An 18,414-nucleotide genomic window follows, 5' to 3' on the forward strand; every position below is an offset into this window, starting at 1 on the left:
GGGTATAAACAGAGTTTAAGGTAATGAAAAAACACCAAACAAGTTACCTTGATGATCTAATAGGCGGGCATGGATTAAGCCTGAGGCCGTACTTATTGGCGAGCTAATCATTTGTCCACCTAGTTGCTGTGCTTTACCTACCATTGTGGCCACATCATTAACAAGAAAATAAGGAATTAAATAGTTTTGGTTGTTTCCACTTGATGAATGATCAGCGATACCACCTGTTGGGGACTCATGGTTAATCGCAATACTGTAATAAGGCCGGTCAGTACCCGTTTCATATTGACTGAACTGCCAACCAAATGCGGTTTGATAAAAAGCTTGAGTTGTTTTGACATCACTAGTACCCACTTCAAACCAGGCAAAACTTCCTAATGTAGGGGGAGCATCATCTTGCTCCACAACGCCACTACACTTAAAAATAGAAAAAAGATTACCTTGAGGGTCTTGCATGATGGCATAGGTTACTTCGTTTGCCTGCACTGGCTGGTTCACTATTTTGGCACCCAGTAAAGCAAGCCGTTTGGTATCTGCCTGAACGTCATCAGAACGAATAGAGAGCATAATATTTGTGGGCGTACTTGCAGATGAGGTTTGTTGTATTCCCCCCATAGGTTGCTGAGCATCCTGTGCCGTTATCATTATATAAGCGTGTTGACGATTCTCTGGCTTAGGCATTTCTGTATATGTCCAACCAAAGAGTGTGGAATAGAACTGCTTAGTAGAAGCCACATCCTGAGTGTTGATTTCAAACCAGGCAACATTACCAGGCACTGTCATATTCATCTTTATATTCCTCGTCGTTTATCTACTGTTATGAGGCAGACAGAGGGGAAGGGAAAGATGCACTAATATTGGCTCTGTCTGCATTGGTTGCTATTATGAAGCCCCCCACTGACAGCATACTGTCAGGATGGTTTTAAAATTATTTGAAAACGTGTAATGACTACTAAAGTCTGATTTTATATATGATACAGCTGGTAAATTTTTTAATTTTAAGTTTAGAATTTTCTTGAATACTAACTGTTTCATTTGAGTTAATTAGCTACTTTTTGCTAATGGTGCTCCACAGACTGATTGTAAAGTACTAATGAAACTCTCAACATTTGGTATGTAGTGGTAGACCTTTAAAGTGAAGCATGTTTCATAGGGAGTGTGTTTCTTGAAAGTTTGTGAGTGAAATTAAAATTTACTTTGTTTACTTCGTCGGCCTAAAAAACAAAGCAAGTTCGAAAAAAAATTTAAATGTATATACATAATGTATTTTTATGCTCAAATATATTGTGGTAGTTAAATATGGTGATACATATATAGGTATCTAGATGCATATTGATTTATTGAATAGATTTGTGTTAAATCAAGCAATATTTATACATTATATGTCGTACAAGCGTGTGTTTCATGCAAATAATACTGTATTTGTATTAAATTGTATTAGTGAAAGTTAAGTTTGCAAACAATTTGGATTAAGTTCTATCAGAGTGTGTCTTGTAAAGGGATGTACATTTTATGGACAAAATATTAATTAGTCAGAGTTAATATAATAGGTAACTATATTGAAAAAATATGTAGTTAGAAAGTAAGCGAGTAAAACTATGATAATCAAGAAAAATCCTGAAAAATAGATGGTTGTAAATAAAAAAATCATAATTTAACAAGTACTTGGAGAAGAAATGTATTTTAGAAGGTTATTTTGTTGGTTGTTATTTATTCAGTTAATAGCAGTAAGTCACACCAATGCTGCTGTTTCAATTGGTGAATTAAAATTAGTGGAAGGGAAGTTATGCCCTGAGAACTACCGCCATATTACAATAGAAGAAGCTAATATTTTTAAGAGAAAGGTTTGTTCCAGTATTCAGCCTTCAGAGATCGTTTGGTTAGATAGCCAAGTGGCTATGGGGGGGGTAAATCATGGTTGTAAGGTATTCACTCAGACTAATGAAAGGCCTGCTACACCATCAGCTTCTATTTGTCAAAAGCCAGTTGTATGTAATAGTGAAAGTGATTTGATTAGAGCGCCAGGAGCTCATGATTTTTGTGCCAAAAAAAATGATGAATCTGGACTAGACATCAATACAAAGGATGTATGTAAGGAATCAGGCAAAGGTCAATTTAAAGAGTATAGATATCTTTTTAAAGAGAGAGAAAGGTATACAGGAGATAAAAGAGATAAGCGTATATGTGCTATAGGCGAAGAGTGTAAAAATGATCGTCCTGGAATAAAAGCGGCTATATGTGATCAACAAGAGAAACCACTAAGAAATTTAGCAGGTGATATTATAGCTTGTCCATTTGCCTCAGAACTCGTTAAAGGGTTAACGGTTGGAGATCATTGTGAATATATATGGAGCCAATATGTTTGGGGAGAATATATTGATGAAGGTGAAGGAAGCTATCGTTTAGGAAAACAAGGCTTAGATACTAGGGGTAAGGACCTTTGTGAAAGCAGAGGGTTAGGAGGGTTTCTTAAATTTGAGTATCGCGGAGAAAGAGGAGTGCAATATATCGACTCTTTATATTATGCTCCAAATGGGCAAAATGTTGGCATTCCCGTGAGTATGGATAAAACACTTGTATGTAAAAAAGAAAAACTACCAAAAATAAATGGCAATATACTAAACTGCCCTAATAACTCGAAATTCATTAAAGGCCATAGTGTACCAGATCACTGTACACCTAATAATGGTTATGTTGGCAACTATATTGTACCAAATAATGATGGCAGTTATGTGTATATCGATAATGATATATGCACAGATTATGGTAAAGGGAATAGTTACGATTATATTACAGATGCTGCAGGTATAAGGGTGTTGGTTTGTAGCAATGAAACGTCGTCAAACATTGAAAAAACAAAAGAAGAACAGGCTCGTACTTCAATAGTTTGTCCTGATGGCTATGAGTTTATCAAATCAAACGCTAAACATAGCCAAGTTAAAAGCCATTGTGCCATACCTGGTGAGCAAAGTGGACGTGATAGTAACGGAGAGGACGTATGTGCTGCTGCAGGATCATCGTTTGATAAGTATACATACCCATGGGGAGTAAAAACACTTAATTGCCAGTGTGTATCAGGTTTTTGTCTGTTAGATGGCGGTGGACCACGTAGTGGGCCGCGCAAGAACTGAGTGGTATATATGAAGAATAGTCCAGTAGTGAATTTGGTAATATGTCTTTTATTAATTACGCCAATGAAGCTACTGGCTTTTAATAAACAGCTACGTTTTAATAGTTTGTCTGTACATCAAGGTCTTTCACAACAAACAGTCAATGCAATTGCTCAAGATAAACTGGGGTTTATTTGGATAGCAACTGATGATGGGCTCAATCGATTTGACGGATATGATATAAAAATATATAGAACACAAAAAGGGAATAATAAAACATTAAATAGCAATGCCATTAATATGCTGCATGTTGATGAGTATGGGAAACTTTGGATTGCTACAGACGATGGAATAAGTTTATATGACAGAACGGATGATTCATTTGATACGTACTTTTATAGTGAACCCTCTGAGAATAATAGAATTTTTTCTCTGTCAAAGGGAAAAGGAAATAATTTATGGGTTGTAACTAAAAGTTCAAAAATATATAGGTTTGATCTTAAGAAAAAAACTTTTCATACAGTGAATGTTGACCTGCCTTCTGATCTTAGGGTTAATACCATTATTGGAGGGTCTGATGAAGAGCTATGGATAGGTACCTATAAAGGCTTATATAGGTACAATCAAGGTACAAAAGAAATTAAACGATATAAACTACATTATAATGGCGTTAATAGAAAATTTTCAAATATAATTAATAAGTTAGTTTGGTTGAATGAAAAACCAACATTATTGGTTGGTACGTTAGATGGTTTGTATGTAATAGATACTATAAGAAATAAAATTGAAGCATATTATCATACTTCAAATAACTCATTTAGCTTACCCTCAAGTAAAGTAGAAGATATATTTCAAGATGATCAAGGTAGGGTATGGGTTGGTACGAGAAATGGACTTAGCTATTTCGATGAGAAAAATAAAAAATTCAATAATTTTTATAATACATCATATATTAATAGCTTAAGCTCTAGTTCAATAACTAGTATATTTCAAGATGTAAGTGGTATCCTTTGGGTTGGAACAAGTGATAAGGGTGTTAACTGGTCTAAACTTAGTACACTTGATTTTGGGTTATATTATAGCAGTAAAAAAGAAAAACAATGCTTAAGTAATAACTCAATATATAACATTATTAAAAGTGCAGACAATACTATCTGGGTTACAGCCCATAACGGGGGCCTTCACAGGATAAATTTATCACATGGTGAATGTGACTGGTTTAACCATGATAAGAATAATACAAAAAGTATAAGTAGTAATATAATAGCACCAACAGGTCTTTTTGAAGATAGTAAAGGTAATATTTGGATTGGTACTCTTGGTTACGGTTTAAATCGCTTGTCAAGAGGTAGTAAAAGCTTTATCAAGTATTTACGCAGCAAAGAAAATAAACAGGCTATACTATCGGGTGCAGTGAGAAGCATTGTTGAAGATCGTGATGGCAATCTGTGGATGGGAACAGATGGTGAAGGATTAACACGATATAATTCTCAAAAAGATAATTTTATTAATTACCCCTATAAAAAAAATACACTTAATTCCATAAGTAGCCCTTATGTTTTTGATTTAGAAATAGATGGAAATACACTGTGGATAGGGACCGAAAACGGTGGTTTAGATCGTTATAATATAGAAACAAATACGTTCAAAAATTTTGGTCATAGTTATGGGATCAAAAGTTCAATTAATACAATTAAAGATGATGGAAAGGGTAATTTATGGCTTGGTACTACTGGAGCTGGGCTAATAAAGTTTAACAAAGATAACTATAATGTTAACTACTTTTCTTCAGAGAATGGGCTTCCAAATAATACAATTTATAAGATATTAATGGATAATAACGGGTTGCTGTGGCTGGCAACAAACTATGGTATTGCCAGATTTGATCCGGACACTGAAGAGTCAGTCAATTATACCGCTGATGATGGTTTGCAAGGTAACGAGTTTAATGTTGGAGGTTTTTACGATAAAAAAAATAATGAATTGCTTTTTGTAGGTTCAAATGGTTTCAATATTTTTAATCCTGATCATATTATTCGTGATAATCATAAACCGAATACAGTTATTACTAACTTCCTGCTATTTAATAAGCCAGCGAACCACTTGTTTCAAAAATCGATTAAACTACTAAATAAAATAGAGCTAGACTATCATCAAAACTTGTTTTCATTTGAGTTTGCAGGACTACACTATGCTGCACCTAAGCGTAATCAGTATCTATATAAACTAGAAGGTTTTGATGCTGATTGGCTTCATACAAGCGCTAAACGACGTATTGCGACTTACACGAACCTTGATCCAGGGGTTTATCAATTTAAAGTCAAATCAAGTAATCACCATGGAGTATGGGGAGAAGAGAAACAGGTTCAAGTGGTCATAAATCCACCGATATGGCTTACTTGGTGGGCTAAGATGATTTATACATTACTGATTATTGTGATACCTTTTAGTATTTATGGGTATAGGACACGCTCACTGCGTAGGCATGCAAGGCTATTGGAAGTAACAGTAGAGACGAGAACGCATGAGCTATTTAATGAAAAACGCCGTGTAGAAAAATTACTCAATAACAAGACTCAAGAATTTGACAATATTTCCCATGAGTTTCGCACGCCATTAGCTATTATTTTAGGACGTGCAGAAAATGGGCTGAGTAATACGGTTGAAGATAAGGATAGAAACAACTATCAGATTATACATAAAGTAGCGAATCGATTGGCGGTGATTGTTGATGATGTCATTGAAATGGCAAGAACACATAAAATTGGGCAAGCCACTGCTCAAAAAGTGATTTCAATTTCACTATTAGTACAAGATATTTGTGAAAATATGCGTGAATATGCGGCACTAAAGAATCAACGTTTTGATGTGTCAATAGAACCAAAAATATTCCAGGTTTGTCAGGCAAAAGCCATAGAAAAGCTAGTGAATAACCTTGTATCCAATGCGATTAAGTATACGCCCAATGATGGTGAGATTGAAGTTATCTTAAAACGGCATGATGAGAACCATTATAGTTTGTTGGTAAAGGACAATGGTATTGGTATTGCCTCAAAAGATAAGGAGCACATTTTTCAACGATTTTTCCGGATTGACAATGAGTATGTATATCAGGTGCAGGGAACTGGTATCGGGTTATCTTTGGTAAAAGACGTTGTAGAGGCTCATAATGGATGCATTGATGTGCATAGTGTATTAAATGAAGGGAGTACGTTTTGTATTCTGATGCCTTGCTCTAATAAATCAATTGATGTCACTCCCTATGAGGTTAATCGTCAGTATATTGATGTCATTATGGAATCAATAGATACTCCCAAGGAAAGTGATCATGGTAAGTGTATTGAGGAAAAGATTAAGGAAGAGGTTACGGGTGCTTGTGTGACTGAAAAACCACTTCTGTTGGTCGTTGAAGATAATAAAGACATGCGTGATTTACTCAAGGATCAGCTTGAAAAAGAGTATCAACTGATTATTGCTGAAGACGGAGCAGTTGCGTTAGAAATTGCACAAAATGCGATACCACACTTGGTCATCAGCGATATCAATATGCCTAACATGAATGGCTATCAATTGCTAAACCGACTTAAAAATTCTAATGCGACGAGTCATGTCCCAGTAATTTTGCTTACCGCTAAAACGGATGCGGCTTCAAGATTAGCTGGTTTTCGTTATCAAGCGGATGGGTATGTTGCTAAACCCTATGAGCATGAAGAGTTATTGGCGATAATCCAAGCACAGTTAAGTAACAAACTAAGAATTAAGGAGTATATCAAATCATCATTAGAGGCAGACTCTCCGCTTGAAGAAGGAACTGTCGATGAGTATACCAATCAAGTGATTGTAAACTGCGTTAGCTATATTGAGCAGCACTACAAAAAGGAGAGTTTGTCTGTTAAGCAGTTGACAGAAGTAGCTTGTTTGAGTGAGCGTCAACTATTAAGAAAGTTCCAAGACAATATAGGTATGTCACCCATAGAGTTCATTAATGACTTTCGCTTAATAAAAGCACATCCACTTTTAAAACAAGGTTTAAGAGTAAGCGAGGTTGCCTATCAAGTAGGTTATAGTTCCGCTAATTACTTTTCAAGACAGTATAAAAAGAAATATGGTATTTCCCCGTCTCAGGTTTTAAAAGTTAAAACAGGCACCATGGTTTGATTTGTATATACCTTTCGTGATAAGTATTTATCTACTTTAATCATAAATAAATAAACATGAGTTGTATCAATATTGATCAAGGTTAAACGTTCATTAACTGTGTCATAACGATGAGGTAGTTACACTTCATATAACAGCAATAAAAGTATTATTCAGACATGGGCATGCCTGCCGGAAGAATAAAGGCTTTTAAAAAACAGTAAACCGTAATTGCTCTGATGTTTCTGCAAATAGTTTTACCTTGAATTTCGAAAATCAACCACTTCATATGATGTATACCAATCGTTTAAATAAGATTGATACCCTATCGTACGTCTAACAGACTTTCCCGCCACTCGCACATTTCAGACGGAAACATGCACGTAACGGACATTATAGTAACTACATGATTTAATTCAAAAAAATAGAGGAATACGCTTGTATTCACTTGGTTCAAAAAAAGTTAGCCATATTCAAACGCTAATTTATTGACCAAGTTTTTCGTGGTTAGTTTGAGGGAGTAAGTCAGTCACTCATAACAATAACTAGCGACTCACTCTATATAACTTGGAACTGGAGTATCTAATGGTTGAGATATTACTAACCAAAATGAATCCAAAGTCATGTGTGTTAAACGAGCGTGCAAAAGTAACGGCTGTACAAATTACAGGTTATGATATTGCTGCAGCATTAAGCTTTGGTCAGTTATCAAAACCAGCCTATTATTTTGCTAGAGCAAAGTATTGTGATGACATTCAGGCGATAAAAAAGTTAGAAGAGCACTTAATAGCATTTATTCAGTGTGAAATAACTATGAATAATTGGCCACTAGGTGAAGGTTCTATTGCGGGGATAACTGAACTGGTCATCAAAGAAGGTGTATATGGTGTTCGATGTAAGAAATGTAAAGGCAATGGGAATATCTATACAAAACATACTAAGCTTTCATCCATCGAGTATTGTTCACGATGTAATGGCAGTGGATTTGGCGCTCTGAGTCAACGTGAACGTGCGCGAACGGCAGATATTCCATTAACGACATGGAATAGACATTGGGAAAGAAATTTTCAGTATTTATTGGGTTATGTGGAAGAGTTAAATAGTCAGTTGTTAAGACATATCAATAAACAATTTGATAATCTAAATTAGTTACTGTTTATGTGCAAAAAAATTTACTACATGTGTAAAAAAACTATTGACGGTTGGAACAAAATGAGGTCTAATTTTTCCATACTCGAAGAGTTGTGCCTTGAAGGAAGTAAAGTTAAGAAAGGTGCATAAGTGGTCTACTTTAGACAGTGATATGTAGAAAAAAATTGTTGTTCTATCATTAAATAAAAACCAGCTAACAGCTGGTTTTTTTATGCATTAAAAATACGCTTAACTATAACTTGGTATGTAAGTTTTAACTTATATAGTAATGTGGTTGTATGTTGAGAACATTCTGCTTTGAAAGATCCTTTTGCTAATAAGTACAAGCTCATAATTAAAAGTTTGGTAGCAAGGGAATGCTTTTTTATTTACAACTGTAGCGCTATTAGGACCTGTTTACAGGCCCTAGCATATTAAAAAAATTATTGTTGCTATCGTAATTCATAACTAATCTGGCTAGCCAAAGTAAAAATCCTGCATTATGGTTATAGAAAATAAAAAGCTGAAGTAAGGCGGTTAAAACCACAGATATAATGACATCCTCACCAGCCTTAGACATCAAATGCAGATAACAAACCCTATAAATGTGTTGAGAACCCATTAGAACAAATTCGCTGGCCTGTGACGGTAAGCGCTATGGAACGTGCACATAAAAGTGTTCGTATAGGGCAGGTGCATTTCATTCATACAAATATTAATTTTAAAAAGGGTAAACAATGGCTGTTCAAGATATGATTCCAAAGTCAAGAATGACTTTACGTTATCGTACAGAAGTTAAAGGTGAGGTTGAAGATGTTGAACTACCGCTAAGAATACTTGTTCTTGGTGACTTTTCAGGAAAACATACAGAAAAAGTGCCTTTTGCTGAACGAAGTATTGTGCGATTTGATGGAAAGAATTTGAATGCTGTTATGGAAAAAATGAAGATAAAAACAAAAGTAGAGGATGGTGATGGTAAAACGCATACGATTCCTATTGAAAATGTTGATTCATTTTTACCATACAGTGTTTGCCGTGAAATTAAGAATATGAATGACTTGGTAACCTTTAAGAAAATGCTTAATACGTTACTATCGAGTATTAATAACAGCGGTAAATTTCGACAGGCCATAAAAAGCTTAATTGAAAACCCAGAAGCCATAGAAGCGCTAAAAAAATTGATGGCGCCTAGTTATGAAGAAGATTCTAAGTTTTTACCTGCATTAATGTCGCCTGATGCTGAATAACAATAAAAACTAGGAAAGTAATCAATGTCAAATGAAATCCAAGCTGTAGATCATACACATCTGGCATCATTAGGAAGTAGTTTAAACTACATGCCAGAGACACTTGAGTCATTACTTGTTAAAAAAGCAAATGCAAATAAAGTTGTTGACTTAAAAGAAAAAGTTGCAAATATTATTTCTCCTGTTGCTGAATATCAAAATAATCAGGCGCTTTCAGAAATGAAAGGATCTATTGAAAATATTCAACAATATTGTGCTGAAACAGCCAGCTTTCTTAACGAAAGTTCAGAAGTTATTGATAAAGATGTTGTTAGTTCACTAAATAGTATATTAGAAAATATTGAATCGACTGCAACACTTGCTACTGAAAAATTCAATGAATTTTCTGAAGATGGTATAGAGGATAATAAAGAAGCGAGTTTTCAAGCACAAAACTTATACTCTCGTGTTGTTAAAGATGTGTATAAACTTAAGAAAAAAGAAACCGAAATAAGTGACTTACTTATCTCAGATAAAACCTTACTTTTAACTGAGAATGAGCAAGCCGCTGACTTTTTTTTGGGATGTATTGCGACGGCTGTTTTTAACGACATATTACCTGCGAATGATACCGATGGTTTAGCAATGGCCACAATACGGCAACGAGTGCTAAATCTAAGTGCTGATATTGATGACAAAATTAACCAGCATTTGAACTCAATATTACATAACGAAAATTTTAAAAACCTGGAATCAAATTGGCTTGGTTTACAAGGATTAATTGAAAGTACAGATTGGTCAGCTAATATTATGATCGATATGTTAGACTGTACCAAAGAAGAGCTCAAAGATGATTTAGCAAATAATTCCGTTGATTTGACGAACAGTGACCTGTTTAAAAAAGTATATGTGGCAGAGTATGATCAATATGGTGGTAACCCATACGGATCAATCATTGGATTATATGAATTTGAAAATTCAGACCCAGACCGTAAGTTTTTAAGTACCATGGGTAAAGTAGCTGCAGCAAGTCATGCACCATTTATTTCATCAATTGGGCCTGAATTTTTTGGTTGTGAAAGTATACAAGAATTAGCTGATATTAAAGATCTTGATGCTCATTTGAACCATCCTCGTTTTGAAAAGTGGCATGAACTTCGCGAATCTGAAGAAGCAGCATATATTGGCATGACATTGCCAAAGTTTTTATTACGAGCACCATATCAAGCTGATTCCAATCCAGGCGGAATTGGATTTGAAGAAAAAATAGATATTGTTGAAGGTCATAAAGATTATTTATGGTGTAATGCGGCATTTCTATTTTGTAAAAATATGATTCGATCATTTACTGAAACAGGTTGGTGTCAATATATTAGAGGACCTAAAGGTGGTGGTTTAGTTAAACACCTACCCAGTCATGCATTTCAGCTCAATGGTCAACAAGAACTAAAAACACCCATTGAAATGACCATACCTGATTATCGTGAATTACAGTTTTCAAATGCAGGGTTTATTCCACTGATTTATCGGAAGGGTACTTCTGATGCTTGCTTTTTTAGCAGTCAATCAATCCGAAAAAATAAAATGTATAAAGACTCTAAGGAATCTGAAAACTCACAATTAGTGTCAAACTTATCTTACACATTTTCTATAACGCGTATTGCGCATTATATTAAATGTATAATGCGTGATAATGTTGGTAGTACGGCGACTGCTGAGTATATTAATGAAACTATACAAAGCTGGTTGTCACAGTATGTAACAACGGTAGTCAATCCTGATGACCGTACTTTGCGCTACTATCCATTTAAAGCTGTCAGTACAGAAACTGAAGAGCGTGAAGGTATGGTTGGTTGGTATAATAGTAAAATATCCGTTTTACCTCATTTACAATTTGAAGGCTTAGATGCTGAGCTAAAGCTTGATGTTCGTACTTAGTTTTAAAAGTGTTATGAACTAAAAAGGAGTGCAGCCTCATACGAGGATGTGTGTTGTGTGCTATTAACTGTCTATAAAAGTATAATTATCATTAAGGGGAATTATTATGGCAGCTTCTTCATTTGACTGTTGTGTAAGTCAAGGGTTTAATTTTCAAAAAGATTCTCAGCGCTTAGTAGGTCATATTAATTCATTGACTATTGGTGGGACAAAATTTAAAGCTGATTTTTCAGTGATGGACCCAACAAATATCAGTGATGAAGGTGGCAAGGTAAAAGTTGTTGGGGTTGTTTCTTCAATATACTGGAATGGTGGGTTTGCAGACCCTGTAAGTTTTTGCTGTAATTTGTCAACAACAAATAAACAGGAAGCTGCTGTGCTACAGCATACCAAGCTAAGTAACACTAATGTTGAAATGGCATTTACGATTTATGAGTATGATCCAAACGAAAAAGTATTCTTTAAATCTTTTCATACCAATGACCAACCAGTAAAAGGATTGGTAAATAAAAGTGGTGGTGAATTGAATGTCAGTGTGGATATGGATGAATCAAGCATAGTGACTTCACCTAAAAACTTTGCATTCTACTTGGGTGTAATGCCAAAAGATGAAGAGCAAGATATCCACATGGCTGTTTCTAATAAATCTAAGTTTGTGAAGAAATGGGGAGTATCTGTAGGCGAATAATAAATTGGTATTACTTAAACCTTTTGCATTCAATCTGAAAATCGTAGCTATTCCCCTTCTTGAGTATGTTTCGTTAAATTGATTTTTTGCAAAAGGTTTATTCTATATAATAACTGAAAATTTGAGAATATAAAATAATAAGGAGAAGCTTAAATGGCTAATGATGTGCCAGCTCCTGTTAAGTGGGAATTAGGACAACCTTTACTGCCAGAACATTTAATGGCACAGGAAGAGTCTCTTATTGCTGAAGCCTCAGAGCGCCTGACAATAATGGGGTTACCAGCATATGGACTGAGTGTGGTACAGTGGGATGAAGCCTTGCTGCGTGATGAAGGCTGTCTACAATTAAAAAAATTAAGACTGCTCACTAAAAACTATAATGTATTTGTTGATTATCCAGGCAATACACGAATTTTAACACCTCCCATCGCATTGCAAGAACATCGTGAGCCGACAATTTACTATTATATTCTAAGAGAAAAAGCACCTAAGTATGATTCTACAGTAACACCATTAATCCCAAAAAATGAAGGTATTAATCGTCGTTTATTGAAATTGATTATCAGTGCCAGTCAAGTATTACCTAGTGAATATGAATACTTACTCAATGATCATGACTTTATTGAGCAAGGCTGTTTAGGTCAATTTGAAAAACCTTATGATAAGGGATGGCAATTATCCAGTGCTTTTGTACCTCCTTTATTACAGTTAGGTCAATCACCTTATTTAACGCCTTCATTGAAGCAGTTGCTCTCAATATTACGACGGTATCGAGCAGAATTACGACAAGAATACACAGCTAAAAATTTACCCACCTCTTTGTTATATGGCGTTAAACAATGTTTGCATAGTGTGCAAACCAATTTGCGTTTACTTGAGAATTTAAATGTTGCAACAGATATCGAAGGTGAATTAAAGCTTCATCCGTACTATTTGTACGATTCATTACAAGGCTTGTTGACAGATATTACCCTCTATCGTGGTGAATGGCCTGAACGTGATCCAAAACCCTATCGTCACCAACAATTACATATATTGTTTAGTCAACTTATTCAACAACTTATGGTTAGGATGAAGGTGAATAAGGAACAAGCACAATGTTATGAATTTATGCTTAAAGATGGTTTATATTCAACACCACTACCACCAGGAATAAACACAGATGATACATTATATCTTGTCATTGATCATCAGCATCATGCCCCTCTAACACAAGATGAATTACCACGAATTACCAGTTGTGCTCGTGTATCTACATTACATAATTATTCACTGAAAGGTGTAGATTTAATTCCAATAGAAAATCCAACATTTGGCTATGAATTTGGTCAATCGGTACAATGCTTCAAGTTAAGTTCAGAAGGTGAACGACTACATATTCAAAAAAGTAATGATGTTGGTTTTTACGCTCAATCGTTATATCAGACACTGTCTTTTTACTTATATCGAAAATTACCATTTGAAACTGTGAAAACTATGGATTAGCTGAAATAGACCGGAAAAGTCATTAATAATGTTTGGAATGGTTTCTACGTTATACATAAAGTCACAGTTCAGGTGATAAATATATGAGTGCTTTGCTATGTCGAATTGAGTTAAATAAAAAAAATGGTATCGTCATAACAGTTAATAATGAATCTGGAAATATAAAACACACTATTGTTCTCGATAATGACTCAATTACTACGACATCAAAAGGAAATAGCAGTACTAGCACGATCAAGCAAACTCCTGACAGTGTAACAATTGACTGCAAAACATTTAAAGTCACAGCTGATAAAATAGAGTGTACATCAAATCAAGCCACAAAGCTTTCTAGTGGTACTGATTTTTCTATTTCTGGTGGAACTACTTTTACCGCTAAAGGCAATACAAATGCGACGCTTTCTTCTACTAAAGTTGATGTTAAGGGACAGGCAATGGTTAATATTCAAGGGGCAATGATCAAGTTACAGTAGTGTAAATAATAATTATAGAGTGGTGATTTGTCATGGATCTCAGCACACAACTTAAGAAGGCTTACAGCGATGAGTTATCTTTTATCAATGAATTTAATGAGCAATTAACAACTGGCTATTCTGAACTGTCTGTTGATAGTCAAAACCCTGAAATAAAACAGCTACTTGAGTCGGTTGCACTATTAATTGCCAGGAATAGAGTGACAAGTCAACAGCATATTGATCAACTGTATCGGAGACTTTTTTACCAGTTATATCCCTATTTAACATCGCCTGTACCGGCAATGGCACTTGTCAAAGTTGAGTCATTGCATAGTTACGATCGTATTCAATTACCTGCAAAAACAGGTATGATTTTTTCGACGCCTGATGATGAATATGCTTACTTCCAAACGTTGTTTGATCTTAGTATCGAACCTATCCGGCTTGATACGGTATCTTGTTATGGTAGTTATACTCTCCAAAGTAAGCTTGAACTAAAAATTAGCAATCAATCAACTAAACCTTATCCGCTTAGGTCGACGCATTTCTTTTTATGGGCAGGAGATGATTATTGTTTAACGCTACAGTTGCAGCAGTTATTAAAAGACAATATCAAAAAAGTTGAGGCAGAGTTTGAAAATGGCTGTCGTTATCCTTGTGAGGTCAGTATTGGTATACCAAACATAGATAACAGTTCACTATATCAAAAAAACCCTTTAGCGATCGAACGGCATCGTTTTCAATTGCCAATGATGGCATCTTATTTAACAATTAAGTGTCCGGAAGCACCTGAACAATGGCAAATGTGCAAGATTAATTTAATCATTGATAAGCCTTGGCCTCCTGTACTCAATATCACACGGCAAATGTTTCAATTAAATGTGGTACCTGTTGAAAATTTACAGCAAGAAGAAGCAGATACAATTGAGTTTGATGGTGTGCAAACGGTTTGGCCTATTTTACCACCTCGGACTAAATCCACATTATCATTATGTACTTTGGAAGGGGTCTATCAGGTTAAAAATAATGAGCGTATTGCACTGCACTCAGGCGTTGTTAAATCAACATCAGGGCATTATGCCATTCATGATGTGGTGTCTGGAAATCAGCAAAAACATGAAGTAGCGATAAATATGCCTGAAGCATTTGATGAGCCTGTTGATATTATTATTCAGGGACGTTGGCATGATCCTACATTTAGTCAATTACTCTGGAAACCATTAGCGATTCGTTGGTATGAGCATGATCTTCCAGATTTATCTTTGCAGTTATTACCTTCAACGAAACAGGCCATTGTTCCTTTTTGTGCATCCATTACGTTAACGCTAGAACAGTATCTAGCCTTATCCGCTGTAAAAAACAAAGTTCGGTTAGATTTAGGTGATATTTTACTTATTTTAGATTCGATGGGTACAGTGTGGTTGAGAGAATTTAAAAGAATTCGGGAATTGTTAGCTAAATGTTATTGCTACGATTATCAAACGGTAAGTGATCAAGGAAAACCATGTCTTGGACTGCATTATGTTATTGCTTTTCATCCCTTTGAAGATCATCTTAATCCACTTATAAAAGCATTTATTGATCGTTTGGCTGCAATTCTTAAATTATGGATAACGGCATGCCCAATTAAACTAACTACTGATGCAATACCAGAGGCATAATACCGTAAACTAGTGCATTTGCTTGTGGGAGAGTGAGTCATGAATTTTGAATGTTGGCAAAGTATTTATACATTTATTATAGAAAGAGACAAAGTATTAACAGATCAACAAGTGGTTAAAACTACTTCGACTGAAAATCTAACGGGGGCAGAGTCTTCTGCAAATATAAAAGCATCTATGAATACTCATTCTATTGCACAAGATACGACCACACTGCAGATTTTTAATCAGGTTTTAAGTGCATTAGTTGCTTGTCAGACGAGTTTAAGTCGTGAGTTAACTGAAGAACAAGTGTATTGGATTATTATGGCGCTGGCTATTCATTCAGATGAAATCGCACGTAATCAATGTTCTGGTATTAATCCATGGGACTGGCCAGGTTTACAAGAGAAACATCTAAATGTAAAAGCTGGTGGCAGTTACTTTTATGAATGTATTGATCAACTAATTGAAAAGCGCATTCATTTTGCGGATGCATTAGACGTATTTTATTTTTCATTGAACCAGGGCTTTGTCGGTCAGTATCATGATGACGACCAAAAAAAACATGAGTATTTAACCCTGATTGAAGATAATCTTGATTGTGTTATTCGTGAAAATCCTTATGCTTCAGTAGTTAAATTTAAAAGAGTGACAAGTAAGCGTGCACAACCGGACCTTCGCATATGATAAGCCCGTACAGCACCTGCGCAAAAAAAATAAACAGTCACCTCAATCGTTTTGATATTTTAGCATTACTCAAACTATTAGATTACAAAGGCTATACGACAGATAAAATTAGATTTAAAAGTAATGCAAACTTAACTTCCCAAAAACGCATCGTTGAGCGTGTAGAGTTCATTTTTGAATATGTACATATAACATTAAACTTGGGTTTATTAGGAACGCAAACTCATTTGCCTTCATATTGGTTAAAAAAACTTGATCATTATACCTTAGACAGACCTCAGTTAGAGGCGTTGCTCATACTTTTAGATCATATGATTATTTTGGACTTTTTAGGTCAACTTTATCCAGAAATCAACCGTTATTACTTTACACAGTGGCACCAAATAGTACAGCAACATGTTTTTTTGGATACTACGCTTTCAAGTATGAATTTGCATTGGTTATTAACCCATGTATTTCCTGAGTTTGACATTATTTTAGAACAACAGCCAAGAGTACAATCAACGCAAGCTAAGACACATACCTTTGGTATGTCGACTTTCAATTCAACAACAACATTAGGTGGTATTGGTTTTCAAACGGTCAGTTCATTGCTTATTCGACTCACGTTAAGATATGCTGATTATCGTCATAACCTAAACTGGGAAAATGAAATTAATTATCGTCTAAGGCACTATGTTTTAGTTTTTTTTACTAATAAATCTGTAAATTTTGACATTGTCTTTACGACGTCGATACCTAGGGAAGGGCTACGCCTGCAACTGCAAAGCCAACTTGGTCAGGATACACTGATTGGCATGGATAACAGGACTAAACACATACACCTATACGAAGGCCAAATGGTAGATGCCAAACCTAAACCAGCAACCCAGTATGGATGGACTGATTTATGTCGAATCCAGCTTTAACGTATCTTGTTAATGATGTTGTGTTAGAAACAGATGTTTCCGCACAAATGATTGAACAACATTTTACAACATTAGCGAGTTGGTGGATTAATGGTGAGTTTGAAAAGTTAGTAGCTCAGGGTGATGAGATAATCCCCGTTGATATTTATGATATTCGTATCGTTACTTATTATTTATACAGTGTTTGGGTTGTAAACAACCACCAGCAATTTGTAGATGTCATTCAGGTTATTTTACGCATTTTCGAAAAACTTTATAGTGAAGATGATATTGCCTTTAAAAGTAGTGCCGAAAATGTCAAAGCAATAGAAGACTGCACAGCATTATTAATAAAAAAAATTCACAAGCGTTTAGAAAGATTTACACCTACATTAGCTACGGTAAATGAAGATCCTCAGCAAATTGTTGATCAGCTCATGGCACTTATGGAGTGTTTATCGCCCTATACTCAGTTAGCATTAACCGTTAAACAGTTAGCAGAAATAAAAGCATTGTATTGGCCGCTAATTGAAACTGATACGCATGACGCAGACGATGCCAACCATAATGAAATCAATGAAGTTGAATCCGATGAGCAGCAAAATGTAAACGATGACGTAGTAACGCATCCATCCACAATAGGCATGGAAACGTGGTCACATTCATTAACTTTACTGATGGATAAAATTGCGTTGTTAGAGGCGCTGGTTAAGCGTGACCAACTGTATAAAGCTGCTGTTGTAGTGGAAGATATTCAACATGAATTAGCTAATTTTAATCCATTGTTGTATTTACCTCAGTTATTTCAAGGTTATACAGCTTTAAAAGCGCAACATATTAGTACATTTACTCACTATATTCACAGCCATAACCCACATCAGTGGCAAGCGTTAAGAGAGCATTATACCGTTGATAAAAACGCTTTTCTGGGGTTGAGCATTGCGCCAGATCAACCAGAGTATGCTGATGAAAGGGAAGTGGGTGGCATGGTTTATGACGATGATTAAGTTTAAGCGCTTCCTGAATA

The 18,414-nt window shown here is 35.2% G+C and carries 13 protein-coding genes; 12 read left to right on the top strand and 1 reads right to left on the bottom strand.

Annotation, left to right across the window (positions count from 1 at the left end; all coding sequences use genetic code 11):
- Positions 1–15: 15 nt before the first annotated feature.
- Positions 16–789 (bottom strand): VOC family protein, encoded by a 774-nt coding sequence (locus ACQ96U_RS19830; RefSeq protein WP_431723006.1) that lies wholly within the window; start codon positions 787–789, stop codon positions 16–18.
- Between the two features lie 887 nt (positions 790–1,676).
- Here ACQ96U_RS19830 and ACQ96U_RS19835 point away from each other — a divergent pair.
- The 12 genes from ACQ96U_RS19835 (at position 1,677) to ACQ96U_RS19890 (ending at position 18,394) form a co-directional block, all read left to right on the top strand.
- Entirely contained in the window at positions 1,677–3,131 is a 1,455-nt protein-coding gene (locus ACQ96U_RS19835; protein WP_431723007.1) for a hypothetical protein, read from the top strand.
- Between the two features lie 9 nt (positions 3,132–3,140).
- The gene (locus tag ACQ96U_RS19840; protein WP_431723008.1) at positions 3,141–7,268 is read left to right on the top strand and encodes a hybrid sensor histidine kinase/response regulator transcription factor; all 4,128 of its coding nucleotides are present in this window, start codon (positions 3,141–3,143) and stop codon (positions 7,266–7,268) included.
- A gap of 564 nt (positions 7,269–7,832) precedes the next feature.
- Positions 7,833–8,396 carry a hypothetical protein gene (locus ACQ96U_RS19845; protein WP_431723009.1) on the top strand — a complete coding sequence of 188 codons (564 nt, stop codon included), beginning with the start codon at positions 7,833–7,835 and terminating at the stop codon, positions 8,394–8,396.
- Between the two features lie 719 nt (positions 8,397–9,115).
- Positions 9,116–9,625: a type VI secretion system contractile sheath small subunit gene (gene tssB / locus ACQ96U_RS19850; RefSeq protein WP_027707715.1), complete on the top strand. Its 510-nt coding sequence runs from the start codon at positions 9,116–9,118 to the stop codon at positions 9,623–9,625.
- A gap of 24 nt (positions 9,626–9,649) precedes the next feature.
- Positions 9,650–11,542 carry a type VI secretion system contractile sheath large subunit gene (tssC, locus tag ACQ96U_RS19855; protein ID WP_431723010.1) on the top strand — a complete coding sequence of 631 codons (1,893 nt, stop codon included), beginning with the start codon at positions 9,650–9,652 and terminating at the stop codon, positions 11,540–11,542.
- Positions 11,543–11,648: 106 nt separating this feature from the next.
- Positions 11,649–12,230 carry a hypothetical protein gene (locus tag ACQ96U_RS19860; protein ID WP_027707717.1) on the top strand — a complete coding sequence of 194 codons (582 nt, stop codon included), beginning with the start codon at positions 11,649–11,651 and terminating at the stop codon, positions 12,228–12,230.
- Positions 12,231–12,383: 153 nt separating this feature from the next.
- A complete protein-coding gene (gene tssK, locus ACQ96U_RS19865; RefSeq protein WP_431723011.1) occupies positions 12,384–13,715 on the top strand; it encodes a type VI secretion system baseplate subunit TssK in 1,332 nt (443 codons plus the stop codon).
- 83 nt (positions 13,716–13,798) lie between these two features.
- Positions 13,799–14,188: a hypothetical protein gene (locus ACQ96U_RS19870; protein ID WP_094786270.1), complete on the top strand. Its 390-nt coding sequence runs from the start codon at positions 13,799–13,801 to the stop codon at positions 14,186–14,188.
- Between the two features lie 32 nt (positions 14,189–14,220).
- Entirely contained in the window at positions 14,221–15,831 is a 1,611-nt protein-coding gene (locus ACQ96U_RS19875; RefSeq protein ID WP_431723012.1) for a type VI secretion system baseplate subunit TssF, read from the top strand.
- A 39-nt stretch (positions 15,832–15,870) separates the two neighbouring features.
- Entirely contained in the window at positions 15,871–16,500 is a 630-nt protein-coding gene (locus ACQ96U_RS19880) for a DotU family type IV/VI secretion system protein (protein ID WP_431723013.1), read from the top strand.
- On the top strand, positions 16,497–17,408 hold the full coding sequence (locus tag ACQ96U_RS19885) for a hypothetical protein (protein WP_431723014.1): 912 nt from the start codon (positions 16,497–16,499) through the stop codon (positions 17,406–17,408). The genes ACQ96U_RS19880 and ACQ96U_RS19885 overlap by 4 nt, the downstream gene beginning before the upstream one ends.
- A complete protein-coding gene (locus ACQ96U_RS19890) occupies positions 17,390–18,394 on the top strand; it encodes a type VI secretion system protein IglI family protein (protein WP_431723015.1) in 1,005 nt (334 codons plus the stop codon). The genes ACQ96U_RS19885 and ACQ96U_RS19890 overlap by 19 nt, the downstream gene beginning before the upstream one ends.
- Positions 18,395–18,414: the final 20 nt, after the last annotated feature.

The organism is Zooshikella sp. RANM57, from assembly GCF_050749885.1.
Taxonomy (GTDB): Bacteria; Pseudomonadota; Gammaproteobacteria; order Pseudomonadales; family Zooshikellaceae; genus Zooshikella.